At 59.2% G+C, this 13,750-nt stretch carries 13 protein-coding genes; 6 read left to right on the plus strand and 7 right to left on the minus strand.

Annotated elements, in window-relative coordinates:
• Window positions 1-78: 78 nt before the first annotated feature.
• The 3 genes from METLU_RS0113205 (at window position 79) to METLU_RS0113220 (ending at window position 4,500) form a co-directional block, all read left to right on the plus strand.
• Window positions 79-2,598: a sigma-54-dependent Fis family transcriptional regulator gene (locus METLU_RS0113205; RefSeq protein WP_036243107.1), complete on the plus strand. Its 2,520-nt coding sequence runs from the start codon at window positions 79-81 to the stop codon at window positions 2,596-2,598.
• Between the two features lie 349 nt (window positions 2,599-2,947).
• Window positions 2,948-3,721 (plus strand): hypothetical protein, encoded by a 774-nt coding sequence (locus METLU_RS0113210; protein ID WP_027158621.1) that lies wholly within the window; start codon window positions 2,948-2,950, stop codon window positions 3,719-3,721.
• Between the two features lie 266 nt (window positions 3,722-3,987).
• The gene (locus METLU_RS0113220; protein WP_027158623.1) at window positions 3,988-4,500 is read left to right on the plus strand and encodes a hypothetical protein; all 513 of its coding nucleotides are present in this window, start codon (window positions 3,988-3,990) and stop codon (window positions 4,498-4,500) included.
• A gap of 41 nt (window positions 4,501-4,541) precedes the next feature.
• Here METLU_RS0113220 and METLU_RS0113225 read toward each other — a convergent pair whose 3' ends face one another.
• Window positions 4,542-5,948, minus strand: a complete 1,407-nt coding sequence (locus METLU_RS0113225; protein ID WP_027158624.1) for an aminotransferase-like domain-containing protein — start codon at window positions 5,946-5,948, stop codon at window positions 4,542-4,544.
• Window positions 5,949-6,094: 146 nt separating this feature from the next.
• On the opposite strand from METLU_RS0113225, the gene METLU_RS28975 reads away from it, so the two are divergent.
• The 3 genes from METLU_RS28975 to ilvE are packed head-to-tail and all read left to right on the plus strand — an operon-like array spanning window position 6,095 to window position 7,999.
• Window positions 6,095-6,220, plus strand: a complete 126-nt coding sequence (locus tag METLU_RS28975) for a hypothetical protein (protein ID WP_269209247.1) — start codon at window positions 6,095-6,097, stop codon at window positions 6,218-6,220.
• Entirely contained in the window at window positions 6,213-7,115 is a 903-nt protein-coding gene (locus tag METLU_RS0113235; protein WP_027158625.1) for a DMT family transporter, read from the plus strand. The genes METLU_RS28975 and METLU_RS0113235 overlap by 8 nt, the downstream gene beginning before the upstream one ends.
• 11 nt (window positions 7,116-7,126) lie before the next feature.
• Window positions 7,127-7,999 (plus strand): branched-chain-amino-acid transaminase, encoded by an 873-nt coding sequence (gene ilvE / locus METLU_RS0113240; RefSeq protein ID WP_027158626.1) that lies wholly within the window; start codon window positions 7,127-7,129, stop codon window positions 7,997-7,999.
• 5 nt (window positions 8,000-8,004) lie between these two features.
• Here ilvE and METLU_RS0113245 read toward each other — a convergent pair whose 3' ends face one another.
• From METLU_RS0113245 to METLU_RS0113270, 6 genes are all read right to left on the minus strand, one after another.
• Window positions 8,005-9,549: an HAL/PAL/TAL family ammonia-lyase gene (locus tag METLU_RS0113245; RefSeq protein ID WP_027158627.1), complete on the minus strand. Its 1,545-nt coding sequence runs from the start codon at window positions 9,547-9,549 to the stop codon at window positions 8,005-8,007.
• A 79-nt stretch (window positions 9,550-9,628) separates the two neighbouring features.
• On the minus strand, window positions 9,629-10,540 hold the full coding sequence (locus METLU_RS0113250; protein ID WP_027158628.1) for an LpxL/LpxP family acyltransferase: 912 nt from the start codon (window positions 10,538-10,540) through the stop codon (window positions 9,629-9,631).
• On the minus strand, window positions 10,537-11,271 hold the full coding sequence (locus METLU_RS0113255; protein WP_027158629.1) for a glycosyltransferase family 2 protein: 735 nt from the start codon (window positions 11,269-11,271) through the stop codon (window positions 10,537-10,539). Before METLU_RS0113255 ends, METLU_RS0113250 begins: the two co-directional genes overlap by 4 nt.
• The gene (locus METLU_RS0113260) at window positions 11,268-12,959 is read right to left on the minus strand and encodes an AMP-binding protein (protein ID WP_027158630.1); all 1,692 of its coding nucleotides are present in this window, start codon (window positions 12,957-12,959) and stop codon (window positions 11,268-11,270) included. The genes METLU_RS0113255 and METLU_RS0113260 overlap by 4 nt, the downstream gene beginning before the upstream one ends.
• The gene (locus tag METLU_RS0113265) at window positions 12,949-13,497 is read right to left on the minus strand and encodes a COG4648 family protein (protein ID WP_027158631.1); all 549 of its coding nucleotides are present in this window, start codon (window positions 13,495-13,497) and stop codon (window positions 12,949-12,951) included. The genes METLU_RS0113260 and METLU_RS0113265 overlap by 11 nt, the downstream gene beginning before the upstream one ends.
• Window positions 13,497-13,745: an acyl carrier protein gene (locus tag METLU_RS0113270; protein WP_027158632.1), complete on the minus strand. Its 249-nt coding sequence runs from the start codon at window positions 13,743-13,745 to the stop codon at window positions 13,497-13,499. Before METLU_RS0113270 ends, METLU_RS0113265 begins: the two co-directional genes overlap by 1 nt.
• Window positions 13,746-13,750 lie beyond the last annotated feature (5 nt).

Raw genomic sequence — 13,750 nt, forward strand, 5'->3', positions numbered from 1 at the left:
GGAACTCGGATACCCATTCAAAAGACGAAATATAGTTTCTTTTTGCCAACCCGAGTCGATGAAAAAAAGAGAATCATTGTGCCCCTGACTAATCCCCAAAACGTGCCGGACTGGATCATCAAAGCGCTGGACTCCGCCAGCTGCGGCATCACCGTGGCCGACGCGAGACAGGCCGATACGCCTCTCATCTATGTGAACCGGGCATTTGAAGCCATGACCGGATACTCGAGAGACGAAATCCTGGAACGAAACTGCCGGTTCCTGCGGGGCGAGGACCATGACCAGCCCGATCTGGACATCCTGCGCAAGGCGATTGACGAGGGCCGGGAAACGACGGTCGTGCTCAGGAATTACCGCAAGGACGGCACGTTCTTCTGGAACGAACTGCGCTTGGCACCGGTTTTCGACGACCAGGACCAGCTGACCCATTATATAGGCGTTCAAACCGATGTTACGGCGCAAAGAGAAGCCCAAGCCGAAGTGCAAAGGCAAGCCCGGCAATTTCACAAATTCCTCGAAGCCATCCCTTCCGGTATCGTGGTTCTGGATGCACAAAGCCGGGTCTTCTTTGCCAACCGGGCGGCCAGCGACATTACCGGAAAAGCGCTCGAGCCGGGCAGCATAATTGAAAATCTGGTGGACTATTTCCAGGTGACCCTAGCCGGCACCGATAAGCCTTATCCGCTTGAAGCCTTGCCGACCACGCGAGCCCTGGCGGGGGAAACGCTGGCCGTGAGCGACATAGAGATCCGGCGCGACGGCCGCTGTATCCCTCTCCATGTCAGCGCCTCCCCGATACATAACCAGCAAGGCGACATCAGCCACGCGGTTGCGGTTTTCGCCGATATTTCCGAGATCCGGGAAAAGGAAAACCTGCTGAAAAATGAAGAAGCCCGCCATCGCACCCTTCTGAACAGCTCCTTGGACGCCATCATCACCATCGACACGTCCGGCATCATCCAATCCGTCAACCCCGCGACGGAGCGCATCTTCGGCTACCGCCCGGATGAACTGCTGGGCCATAACGTCAGATTGCTGATGCCGGAGCCGCATCGCAACCGGCATGACCGCTACCTTGATAACTACCTGAAAACCGGCCGGGCCAAAATGATCGGGGCGGCCCGGGAAATCTCGGCGCTAAGGAAAGACGGCACCGTATTCCCCATCGATCTCACCGTCACCGAGGTGAAACTCCCCCAAGGGAGCCTGTTCAAGGGCATCGTGCGCGACATCTCCAAACGCAAGGAAGCCGAGGCACTGGCCGCCCATACCTTGGCCGACCTCAAGAAAAGCCAGGAAAACCTGTTGGTCCTCCTCAATCAATTCCGGGTGGGCACGCTGATGCTGGACGCCGACCATCGCGTGGAATTCGTCAGCGAATCCTGCGAGCAGTTTGCCGACATCGACAACACCGCCGTGGGCCGGCCCTGGGATCAGGTGCTGCCTTTCGGGATAGAGTCGAAATTGCAATTGCAGAGACTGCTGGACCTTCCGCCCGACGAACGCTATCGCATCACTCTGCACTGGCAGGGAGCGGGCCGGAAAGCCAATTGGGTGGAATGCGATGTGCGCGACGATCCGCAGGCACCCGACCGCCACATTCTATTGCTCTACGATGTCACCGAAATCCATAAGCTGCGGCAGACCATCGATGAGAGCCGTTACGGCCGGATGCTCGGCAACTGCGAAACCATGCAGGAGCTTTACCAGTTCATCGAAGATGTGGCGCGCGGCGACTGGACCGTGCTGATCGAAGGCGAAACCGGGGTCGGCAAGGAACTGGTCGCCCACAGCATCCATGCCGCCAGTCCGCGCAAGGACGGGCCCTTCATCGCCGTCAACTCGGCCGGCCTTAGCGAGTCGCTGCTGGCCAGTCAGCTCTTCGGGCACCGCAAGGGCGCGTTTACGGGCGCCGTCGCGGACCAGGAAGGCTTTTTCGAGGCCGCTCACGGAGGTACTCTGTTTCTGGACGAGATCGGCGACCTGCCTTTGAGCATGCAGGCCAGCCTGCTGCGCGTGCTGCAGGAAAAGGAGATCACCCGCCTTGGTGAAACCCGGATACGCAAGGTCGATGTGCGCATCCTGGCCGCGACGCACAAGGATCTGGCCAACGAGGTCAACGAGGGCCGCTTCCGTGAAGACCTGCTTTATCGGCTGCGCGTAGCGCGGCTTTATGTGCCGGCTCTGCGCGAACGCAAGGCGGACATCCCGCTGCTGGTCGAGGCCTTCCTCTGCCAGAGCTATCACTTTTCCAGCCGGGCCCAGCCCCGGTTCGGCGCCGAAGCCATGCAAAGCCTGGTGAATTATGACTGGCCGGGCAATGTGCGGGAGCTGAAAGCCTGTGTGGACTATGCGGTCATCCACAGCAAAGGTGAGCGCATCAATCCCCAGGACCTGCCGCCCGAATTCAGCCGGGCCGCAGCATCCACTGTTGTCGAGCCAGAACCCATGACCTCCGAGGGAGACGAGCGGGGCCGTATTCTGGCCGCCCTGAAAAAAAGTCGCGGCAACCGTCAACAAGCCGCAAAACTGCTCGGCATCAGTCGTGCCACTTTCTACCGCCGTTTAACTGAACTGGACATTTCTCCAAATCAATAAGCCGGCCTGGACGTGCCGGACAGTTTTTCAAGCCATTAACCGCCCATGTCCGGCCCGCAAAATCTCATAATCCCCAGCTTTTCCTTGGCACTGTCTTATAGCTGTCTCACATTCGTCTCATGAGACAGTCGTGAGACACCCGGACTGTCTCACCCCTCTGGCGAAGTTATTCCCCAGCCCGTCTCCATGATCATATATCTATTTGTTATTTATATTGTTTTTTCATTTTTTACCAGATTGGCACGGAGGTTGCTGTATAGACCTCAGAGACCCGGAGAATCATCGAGCCATTCCCGGCCATCATCGACGGGTCATCCCTATCATCCCTGTAAATTTTGAGGAATCAAAAATGAAAATAAGACAGTTTGCAATCGTGTTATCGATGGCGTCAGCGCTGACTCTGGCTATCAGCAGCGTTGCACTGGCCGCGGGCCCCATCTACTATTCAAACGACCAGATCCCAACCGGCAATGCCGCTTCCGAGTGCGCCTCTATCGGGACATTCGCGTACGCGCATAAATGGAATGAGGGAAACGGTGAAGGCGCGCCGAATGGCGCTGAGACTGCCACCTTCTACAACGCGGACGGCAGCGTGGATCACACCAATAACATCACGATCTCAAACTCCATGCTAGACGATGACGGCGAAGGCGTCATGTTCGACTGGAGCTCTTCTCCGAATGGCATTGGCGCCGTGCTGGTCAAGGCTGGCACGGGTTATAATGTATATACCTATAACCCACAGGTGATGGGCGACACCGGTCTTTATGGGCCCGAGAATAAGGGAATCAGCCACGTGACCTTCTGCTGGAACAAGGATGTGGCCGAGGAGGTTGGCGAGTGGTGTTCGCCCGGCTACTGGAAGAATCACCCAGACGCCTGGGCGGCTACCGGCATCAGCCCGACCGCATTGTATAGTGATTACTTTGGCGCCCCTACACGGAGCCCTAAAGGCAGGTCAGATGGAGCCCCTACCAATCCAACTCTGTCAGAAGTCGTGGAGAATCCACAATGGTACGGTGGCGATGCTGCCAACAATGTGGGCGATCTGCTGAGTGAAGCGCATCCCGATGTGGATTTCGAGTCAGGGGATGAACGTGTAGAGAACTGCCCGCTGAATTAAGCGGCGTAAGTGGGGTTGCGGTTAGCCGCAACCCCACACCGCTTCGCCCTCGTCCGGCGGAATCCATGAAGAACGGCAACAAGAATATAGGCGAACCAAACCTTAGGCTCAGTTAACTTACATTCGGGGAGAGCGAATGCTGTCTCCTTCGTCATAAGCCGCCTTCTGCAATACTTCACATCGATCATTTGTTTTTTTCAGGTTCTTCCTTTTTTTAATTCCTTATATTTGATTTCCAAGCGCAAAGCGTCAAAGAGGAGCTTTTCATGAGCAAGGCTTTTATCGCCACCGTCCCGGCAGATCCCTACCTCACCCAATACGCCATCCCTTCATCAGAAGCATTGGGAGGACCAACCATGAGCGGTTCAGAAAACAGTAGTGAAGACAATGCGTTTGCCTTCAGCGAGCACTGGCTGACCCGTTATTATCAGCAAGACCTCTGGCAACAGCACCCGCTGTTGTTTCTGCTGCTGGTTTACTATGCGCGGCAACGGCACTGGTCCGATCAACAATGGCGGCAGTGTTGTCAGCAATCGCTCCAGAGCCTGTTAGCCGCGATCGAATTGCCGGCCATCGAGGCCAATTACCGCGTGTTGATGGATACAATCGAGTCGAATGAGATTGACCGGCTGTTAAATCTTGGCCAGCCAGAGCTTGCGGCGCTGTATCAGTTTTTTAAAAGCGATAGCGCAAGCTTGTTGGCGGGGACAGATCTGCATCAGACGATCACGCATATGCTCCAGCGCTCTTCCATGAGTGAAGTGCCTATCGCGTTCTGACTTTTCATCGTTGCCGCGCAGAGCATGGGAACGATAAATCGCTAACCAATAAACCGCCCCAAGGTCGCCAGGGCCCGCTCGACCCGCTCATCCCAATCGCAGGCGCAGTTCAGGCGAATGAAATTCCGGTACTTCTGCGTCGCTGAAAAGATCGGCCCGGGCGCTATGCTGATGCCTGCCGCCAGCGCCTGCTGCGCCAGTTCGACGGCATCGGCGTCGCCGGGCAGTTCCACCCACAGCACAAAGCCGCCCGCCGGCTGGGTCACGCGGGTTTCCTTGGGAAAATGCAGGCTGATGGCTTCGGTCATGCGCCCGATGGCGCGGGCGTACCGGTTTCTGACCTGACGCAGATAACGGTCGTGGCTGCCGCCTTCCAGCATTTGCGCCACGGTCAGCTGGGCGAGAGTCGGCGAGGCCAGATTGGTCACGTATTTCAGGTATTCCACTTTTTCAAAATACTGCCCCGGCACGATCCAGCCGATGCGCAAGCCGGACGACAGCGATTTGGAAAATGACGAGCAGTGCAGGACCCGGCCTTCGGTATCCCAGGCTTTCGCAACCGAAGGCCGCTGCAGGCCGAAGCCCAGGTCGCCGTAGACATCGTCTTCAATCAGCGCGATGCGGTAGCGGTTCATGAGTTTGACCAGATCGCGCTTGCGTTCGTCGCTCATGCAGTAGCCCAGCGGGTTGCTGTAATTGGGCACAGCGATGCAGGCCTTGATCGGCCACTGTTCGCAGGCCAGCTGCAGGGCGTCCAGCGCCATGCCGTCGCGTGGGTGCGTGGGAATCTCGATGGCTTTCAGGGCCAGCGATTCGATGACCTGCAGCAGGCCGTAGAAGGTCGGGGATTCTATCGCGACAATGTCGCCGGGCTGGGTGACCGCGCGCAAGGCCAGCGTGAGCGCTTCCTGACAGCCGTTGGTGATGACGATGTCGTCGGGGCTGACCTGACAGCCGGCCTCGGACATGCGCCGGGCGATCTGCCGTCTCAGCTCCGGACTGCCGGGCGGAAATTCGTAACCGGCAACGCGGTTGCGATAGCGCCCTGAACAGCCGGCCAGGGTCCGCTCCACGCCTTGCGTAGGCAGAAACGACGGCGCCGGCACCGCCGCGCCCAGCTGCACCATGGACGGATCGTTGGTCGCCTGGGCCAGGCGCAGCACCATGTCCTGCCCGGTCACGGGCGTCGGCCGGATGGACGGTCTGGACACGGCCGGCTCCTGAAACCTGGCGCCGGGGCGGGAGCGCACATAATAGCCGGAACGCTGCCGGGCTTCGATGCAGCCCTGGTCCTCCAGCTGGTGCAGCGCCGCGACAGCCGTGGCCGCGCTGATCTTATGCTGCTCGCTCAACTTGCGGACACTGGGCAGGCGATCGCCCTGGCGGTAAACGCCCTGGTCGATGGCCGCCAATAAATGCCCCGCGATGACTTCATAGAGTAATGCCATGATTTTACCGTTACAGATAAGGCGTCTGGACAGCGGTACAGTAGGCAATGCATGCCATCTGTACCGGTTTAATTAAATAATTTTGCTTCTGTATCGGCCCAAGCATAGTGAGCTACGATAACGGCGTCAACAACAAGGAGTTTATTATGACCAAGTCCCTCTATATCATCGAACAGCCGTTCAGCGGAAAAGCCGGCGTCAGGCTGGCCGGCGGCCAGGCGCATTTGATCGGCCAAGCCGGAACAATCTTAAAAGGTGAGCTTTATGCCTGAACATGGACCGGCAAATCGTCAAAGTCTGGCCCTGGGCCTGTTGGGCGTATTTTGTTTCAGCCTGACGCTGCCGGCGACCCGTCTGGCTGTGATCGATCTGGACCCGGCTTTCGTGGGCCTGGGGCGGGCCGTTGTCGCCGGGAGCCTGGCCGCTCTCGCGCTTTGGTCGGCAAAAGCCCCCATACCGGCCGGAAAGCAATGGCTCAGGCTGGGAACCACGGCGCTCGGCGTCGTCATTGGCTTTCCGTTATTGTCGGCGCTGGCCATGAAAAGCGTGCCGGCTGCGCATGGCGCGATCATTGTCGGCCTGATTCCGCTGTTCACGGCTCTGTTTGGCGCCTGGCTCGCGAGAGAACGCCCCGGTCTTATCTACTGGCTATCGACGCTTGTTGGCAGTGCTGCCATCATCGCGTTTTCTTTTGAGGCCGGGGCGGGGACGTTTCAGACTGCCGATTTATTATTACTCGGTTCTGTCATCGCGGCCGGATTCGGCTATGCGGAAGGCGCGCGGCTGTCTAAAGAAATAGGCGCCTGGCAAACCATCAGCTGGGCCTTGCTGCTGTCGGCGCCGGTATTGCTTCCGCCCGTTGTCATGCTGGCACCGGCGAATATGCTCGCGGTGAGTTGGGCAAGCCTGCTCGGGTTTGCTTACGTCAGCATCGTGAGCATGTACCTGGCCTTTTTTGCCTGGTACAAAGGCCTGTCCATGGGCGGCATCGCCCGGGTAGGACAGCTTCAGCTGCTGCAACCGTTTCTAACGCTTGCCGGCGCGGCGATCATTCTGGGTGAATCCATCGAGGCTTCCCAGATCATTGCCGCCGTCATTGTGCTTTGTTGTGTCGCGGCCGGAAGAAAGTCTCTGGCAGTCGCCACAGCGGTTATCCAAAAACATTAACGAGGATTGATATGTCTGAATACGCTTTGTGCTGGCTGAACGGCCAGCTGTTACCGCTGGCGGAAGCGACCGTTCCGGTTAACGATCACGGCTTGCTGTACGGCGATGGCGTTTTCGAAGGGATTCGCATCTACCATAAGCGGGCGTTCCGCCTGCAACGGCACCTTGACCGCCTCGCGTTGTCGGCCAGGGCGATTGCGCTCGACATCCCTTACAGCCTTGCCGAGCTGACGGCAGCCGTCGAGGAAATCGTGGCGGTTTTCGGCTGCGAGTCGGGCTATATCCGGCTGATGGTGACAAGAGGGCCCGGCGCGCTGAGCCTGAATCCTGCCGGCTGCCACCGGCCCAACGTGATCATCATTGTCGATCAGCTGACTCTCGTAGCCAGCCAGAGCCGCGAGCAGGGCGCCCGCCTGATTATCGCATCAACCCGGCGGCTGCCGTTTGACGGCCTGGACCCGAGGATCAAAAGCCTCAACTATCTGAACCATATCCTGGCCAAGATCGAAGCCAATCACGCCGGTGTCGATGAAGCCGTGTTATTGAACAGCCAGGGGCGGGTGACTGAGGGCACGGCCGATAATATCTTTATCGTGCGGGATGGAACGCTGGTCACGCCGCCCTGCGCGGAAGGCGCGCTGGAAGGCATTACCCGCGAACTGATCCTGGAACTGGCCGCCGAGGCGGGCATGCCTGTGCGGATTGCGCCGCTGGCGCCTTATGATCTCTATACGGCCGATGAATGCTTTCTGACCGGCACCGGCGCGGAGATGATTCCGGTCAAGGACATCGACGGAAGAGGATTGACGAAATGCCCGGGGCCGGTTTTCAAACAGCTGAACCGGCTGTTTTTCGAGCGCATCGAAACAGAATCCAGGCAATAGCCGCTTTATTCGTAAAGCATCCAATGCCGGCTGCGGATCAGTTCAATGCAAAGCCGCAGTTCCTGCTCCATGGCCCGGTCCGTGCCTAAAAACGCCACCTGCTCCCGCAACTGGGCGCAGGTGTTTTGCAGCGCCGGGCTTAACGCCTCCCTGCTGCCGCGCAGTTCCACGCCCTGAACGGCCGCCAGCAGCATGGCTGATGCGACCTGTTCGGTGAGTTCCAGCACGCGCAGGCAGTCGCGCGCCGCGATCGTGCCCATGCTGACCTTGTCCTGATTATGGCATTCGGTCGAGCGCGAGAATACGCTGGCCGGCATGGTCAGCTTCAGCGCTTCGGCGGTCCAGGCCGAGACGCCTATCTGCACGGCCTTGAAACCGTGGTTGATCATGGCCTGTCCGGCCCCGGCGCCGGACAGGTTGGCGGGCAGGCCCTGGTTGAATTTGGGGTCCATCAGCTGCGCCATCTGCCGGTCCATCAGATCGGCCAGGTTGGCCACGGCCGTCTTCAGCGAATCCATGGCGAAGGCGATATGGCCGCCGTAAAAGTGGCCGCCGTGCAGCACGCGCTCGCCTTCGGCGTCGATGATCGGGTTGTCGTTGGCGCTGTTCAGTTCGTTTTCGATGAACTGGCGCAGCCAGGGCAACGAGTCTTCCAGCACGCCGATCACATGCGGCGCGCAGCGCAGCGAATAGCGGTCCTGCAGGCGCGTGTCGTGCCGGGGCGCGCCGGTCGACAATTGCAGATCCGCGCGCAGGCGTTCAGCGATGCGGTTCTGGCCCGGATGCGGCTTGACCGAGAACAATTGTTCATCGAAGTGGTAGGCGTTGCCTTTCAGGGCGACCGACGCCAGGCTGGTGATGCGCGTAGCCAGCTGCGACAGGTATTCGGCGCGCCGGTAAGCCAGGCAGGCAAGCCCGGTCATGGCGGCCGTGCCGTTCATGATCGCGAGCCCTTCCTTGGGCTTCAGGGTCAAAGGTTCGATATCGAGCCGGGTCAGAACCGCCTGCGCGGGCTGGTGCTGACCCTGGTACAGGACCTCCCGTTCACCGGCCAGCACGGCCGCGACATAGGACAGCGGCGTCAGGTCGCCGCTGGCGCCGACCGAGCCTTCCTGCGGGATCAACGGCAGGATATCGTGCCTCAGCAGCGAGGCCAGCTGCTGCAGCAACCGGTAGCGCACGCCCGAGAAGCCCTGCGCGAGGCTGTTCAGGCGTGCGGCCAGTATGGCCCGTGTCTGCTCGGCGTCGAAATGGCTGCCCAGGCCGCAGCCGTGGAATGTGTAGAGATGCCGGGGCAGCGCTTCGACCAGATGCAGCGGCACGGACACGGTGCAGGAATCGCCGTAGCCGGTCGTGACGCCGTAAACGAAGCCTTCTTCCTTCAGCAAGGTGTCGACAAACTGCGCGCCTTTGTCGATGCGCTGCATGAAATGGGCGTCTTTGCTTAACTCGCAGACCGCCTGCCGTCGCGCCAACCGGCACACGTCCTCGATAGTCAGGGGCTGACCGTCGAAAATGACTTTATCTTTTAGAAGTGATTGATTTTTCATGTGGCGTCGCTGAGTGCGAATAAATTCGCACCTACATCAATTCTGTTTTTATTCATAGACATATCAAATATTCGGGCAATCAGCCATGCCAGAAATCGAAGAAGTTGAACCATTGCAGAGGCTCTTTCAGGCAATAAGCCTGCAGGCGCCCGGCATAGCGCTGTATGGTTTCCTGCATGGCCTGTTCGCGGGTTTTGCGCGGGAATTTGAGCCCGTCGCTGAAATGGTCGAAATAAATCACGTGCTTGCCCCGCTGCTTCAGGCAGAACAGTGTATAAACGGGGCATTTGAGCAGTGCCGCCAGGATAAACGGGCCTTGCGGAAACGGGGCTTCGTCTCCCAGAAATCGGGCCATGAGAACGCGCGGCTGTTCGCTGACCGGCGTTCTGTCGGCGGTAATGATGACCAGTTCGCCGTTGTCGATTTTGTCGTTCAGCAGTATCGACGTGGCCGCCGTGATTTCGGTGACCTGTATCAGGTTCATGCTGCTGGCTTCGTTGTACTGGCCCAGCAGCCGGTTGAATTTCTCGGCGTGTTTGGTATGCACGAGCACGTTGATGCGGATGTCCTTGTCCAGATAGGCGAGCACGCGGCATACGTCCAGGTTGCCCAGATGCGATCCCAGCAGTACCGCACCACGCCCGCTGGCGATCTGGGCCATCAAGGCATCTCTTCCATGGTACTCGACATCGGAATGCGACAAGGCGCCGGACCAGGCCGCCAGTTTGTCGATCAAGGCATTGGCGAAACAGATGAAGTGCCGGTAACTGCCGCCCGGCTTCAGTGAAGGCGAACAGCCGGCCACGCGATCCAGGTAGGCCCGGCTGGCCCGCCTGCCCTGTTGATTGACCAGCCAGTAATAGCTGACGACCGGGTACAGGAACACCTGCAAAATGCGGCGGCCGCACAGCAGGTAGATTTTCAGCAGCAGGCGCATGCCCCAGACGATGCCGCTTTCCTGCATCTCGGCCCAATGCCGGGTCTGGTTCATCGCCAATGCCTGATCAGCAAGCGCGGGAAGCGCATCAGCATGCCCAGACACAGCCGGGCATGGATGGTCGAGATCATGGCATTGTCGCGCCAAAGCTGAAAGTGCGAGACGCCGTCGTAAGGATAGCGCACGCGCGTGGGCAGGTTGACAACGTCCGTGCCCTGCCAGAACAGGCGCACGATGATGTCGATATCGAAATCCATGCGCCGGCCGATGCGCGTGGTTCCGATCAACCGCGCCACGGCGGCCAGGGGATACAGACGGAAACCGCACATGCCGTCGGCAATCGCCGATGACAGCGTGTTGATCGCTATCCACAGATTCGTGAACTGCCGGCCATAAAGCCGCCCTTTAGGCACGGAATCGTCAAACACGGGCTGGCCCAGAATCATGGCGTTCGGTTTGCGCCGGCTCGCCGCCAGGAATTCGGGGATATCGTTGACGTCGTGCTGCCCGTCGGCGTCGATCTGTATCGCATGGGTAAAACCCAGCCGGATGGCCTCGTTGAAGCCGTCGATCACGGCCGCGCCCTTGCCGCCGTTTTCCGGCCGATTTATCAGGGCAAGCCAGCCGGCTTCCTGTTCGGCGATCGCGTCCAGCACTCTTGAGCAGGCGTCCGAGCTGCCGTCGTTGACCAGCAGGCAGAACAGGCCCTGCTCCTTTAATTTCGCGACGACCTCAGGAATGGCCTGTTCATGGTTATAAACCGGCACAATGACGCAGGTTTTCATGGCGTTTTTCCATAGACCAGACGGCCCGAGCTGTGCGGCCCCTGCTCCGAGCTCATCGTGAAATACAGTTTGCCGGCCTGGGCATTCCATTCCAGCGACAAGGTCAGCGCATCGCCGGGCTTGATGCGCCTGACGAATTTGATGACGTCCATATGCGAGAACGGCTGGTTTATATCAAAGAACACCTTGCCGTAATGCTCGGCCCAGGCGATCTGCACGACACCCGGCAGGATCGGATAATTCCGGAAGTGGTCCGCGAAATAAGCCAGCTCGTGCGGAATCAGTAATTTCAGTTCGGCACGTCTGGGCACCAACTCCAGGCCCAGCACCTGAGGCAGTTGGCGGCTGTCCGGAGTCAGCAGTTCATTCAGCAGGCGCGTGTCGATCTTGCCCTGGGCCGTCAACGGGATGCTGTCCAGGATCAGCCATTTCCTCGGCAAAACGACGGCGTCGAACCAGTGGCAGAGCGCCTCGCGTATCTGCCTGATCAGGCCCGGCCTGCCCTGCTCCGCCAGCAGTTGCCTGCCGTCCTGGTTCAGCACGACGCACGCGCCGACCGTATCGCGGCTTTTGGCAATCATCAGCGTGACGGCGTCGGAGATCCAGGGCAATTCCGCCAGGCGTTTTTCCATCTCGCTCAGGGACAGGCGTTTTTCCTCGACCTTGACGATGCGGTCCAGCCTTCCTGACAGTATGAATCGGCCGTCATCGAGCAGTTCGATCCGGTCGGCCAGTTCCAGCCGTTCGCCATTCAGTAAGTAGGGCGACTGTAGCCGCCACCGGCCCCGCTCATAGTCTAATTTCATGCCGTCAAACAGTGCCCAGGCCGTCACCGGCTCAGCCCCCTGCCGGCGCCAGGCGATGCCGCCGGTTTCGGTACTGCCGAAGATTTCGAGCGCTGCCTGTCCGCAGCGGGCTGAAACCTGCAAGGCCGCCTCATGCGACAGCGGGCCGCCGGAGCTGAAGATTGCCGCGAACTTCGTCGCCAACGGCTGGTCCAGGCGTTTCAGGTGCGCCGGACTGGCAACCCAGTAAGCGGGGCAGTCCTGATGGGCTATTGCTTCGGCATTGAAATAAATGCGGCTGTGAAAACAGCGGCCTGCCGACAAAGGCCACAGGATGCGGAACAATAAGCCATAAATATGCTGATGGCTGACCGTTGCCAGGGCGGCCGCACCGGCTAACTGTCTGCCCCATTGCTTTTCCAGCATTTCGGCTTCGCGCTGGAGCTGTATCAGGCGTTTGGGAACCGGTTTGGCCTCGCCCGTGGAGCCCGAGGTGAACATGACCAGCTGCGCGCTTGAGGAATCAAGCGGCGCCAATTGCCGATCGGGGCATGGCGCGGCATCCAGCAAATAGTCCTGAATTGCCGCTGCATGCCAGTCGCCGATCAGCCGGCAGCCCTGCTCCGTAAGCTGCTGAGCCGTGCCGGGGCGGTTATTGCCGGGTATCCAGACTTCCTTACCGGCATATAGCAGCGCGAACAACAGCACGGCGAAAGGATAGGCATCCTCGGTATATAAGGCATAGCGCTGTTCCGGCTGCCCCTTTAGTTTATCCGTCCACCGGCAGACAGCCGCGTGAAACTCGCCGGCGCAATAATAACGCCCGGCATGCCAGGAAACCGGCGTATCGGCCGGCCTTTTTGCCGTCAGGCACTCGGACAGCGCGATGAATCTAGCGGACATGTTTTTGGGTTCGCAGCCTGACGATATACTCGCCGCCCAGCAAAACGCCTGTCAGCAGATAGGAGATCAGGCCGTTGTATAAACTCCACTGCTCGAAACTGCCCCACAGGGCCGTCGCCAGCGCGATCAATCCATTCATGGCAAAAAACACGCACCAGACTTGCGTGACGCGACGCGTATAAACGACGCCTTCGGGCGGCAGGTCCGGATGCTGCAGACGCGCCAGACGCTCGATCAGGGGTTGCGGCGACCACAGGCTCCAGGCAAAAATCAACAGCATGCCGGCACTGACGAGCGCCGGATAAAAGCGCAGGGAAATGAGGTTATTGGCCCAGATCGCGAAGCCGCAGTAGAGCATGCCGGTTATCAGCAAGGGCCGCATCCACTGCCCGCCCGCCCTGCTGGCCAGGCGAAGGGCCAACAGGGCCAGCAGGATAACGGCAATCATTCTAGGCTCGACATATTGAATGCCGAAATAAACAGCCAACGGATAGGCGAGCGTCAGCAAGCCGATCAGGCCGTTTATGGCAATCCTCATCAATCTTCCACCAGGTTATAAACGGCCTCGACCACGTCGCCGATGGTGCGGGCCGACTTGAAGTCTTCGGGCTTGACGGCTTTGCCGGTCATTTCCTTCAGCTTGACGATCATGTCGACGGCATCGATGCTGTCGAAATCGAGATCCTCGTATAACCGGGCTTCCAGGGTGATGCTGTCTTCATCAATTTCAAACAGTTCGACCATGATCGATCTAATGGACGCTAAAATCTCTTCACGTTTATTCATAACAA

The sequence above is a fragment of the Methylobacter luteus IMV-B-3098 genome (assembly GCF_000427625.1).
Lineage (GTDB): Bacteria > Pseudomonadota > Gammaproteobacteria > Methylococcales > Methylomonadaceae > Methylobacter > Methylobacter luteus.

Bases quoted from the DNA above. Each gene is read 5' to 3' on its own strand.
- METLU_RS0113210 (WP_027158621.1), top strand. From the start codon at position 2,948: ATGAAAATAAGACAGTTTGCAATCGTGTTATCGATGGCGTCAGCGCTG.
- METLU_RS0113220 (WP_027158623.1), top strand. From the start codon at position 3,988: ATGAGCAAGGCTTTTATCGCCACCGTCCCGGCAGATCCCTACCTCACC.
- METLU_RS0113225 (WP_027158624.1), bottom strand. From the start codon at position 5,948: ATGGCATTACTCTATGAAGTCATCGCGGGGCATTTATTGGCGGCCATC.
- METLU_RS28975 (WP_269209247.1), top strand. From the start codon at position 6,095: ATGACCAAGTCCCTCTATATCATCGAACAGCCGTTCAGCGGAAAAGCC.
- METLU_RS0113235 (WP_027158625.1), top strand. From the start codon at position 6,213: ATGCCTGAACATGGACCGGCAAATCGTCAAAGTCTGGCCCTGGGCCTG.
- ilvE (WP_027158626.1), top strand. From the start codon at position 7,127: ATGTCTGAATACGCTTTGTGCTGGCTGAACGGCCAGCTGTTACCGCTG.
- METLU_RS0113245 (WP_027158627.1), bottom strand. From the start codon at position 9,549: ATGAAAAATCAATCACTTCTAAAAGATAAAGTCATTTTCGACGGTCAG.
- METLU_RS0113250 (WP_027158628.1), bottom strand. From the start codon at position 10,540: ATGAACCAGACCCGGCATTGGGCCGAGATGCAGGAAAGCGGCATCGTC.
- METLU_RS0113255 (WP_027158629.1), bottom strand. From the start codon at position 11,271: ATGAAAACCTGCGTCATTGTGCCGGTTTATAACCATGAACAGGCCATT.
- METLU_RS0113260 (WP_027158630.1), bottom strand. From the start codon at position 12,959: ATGTCCGCTAGATTCATCGCGCTGTCCGAGTGCCTGACGGCAAAAAGG.
- METLU_RS0113265 (WP_027158631.1), bottom strand. From the start codon at position 13,497: ATGAGGATTGCCATAAACGGCCTGATCGGCTTGCTGACGCTCGCCTAT.
- METLU_RS0113270 (WP_027158632.1), bottom strand. From the start codon at position 13,745: ATGAATAAACGTGAAGAGATTTTAGCGTCCATTAGATCGATCATGGTC.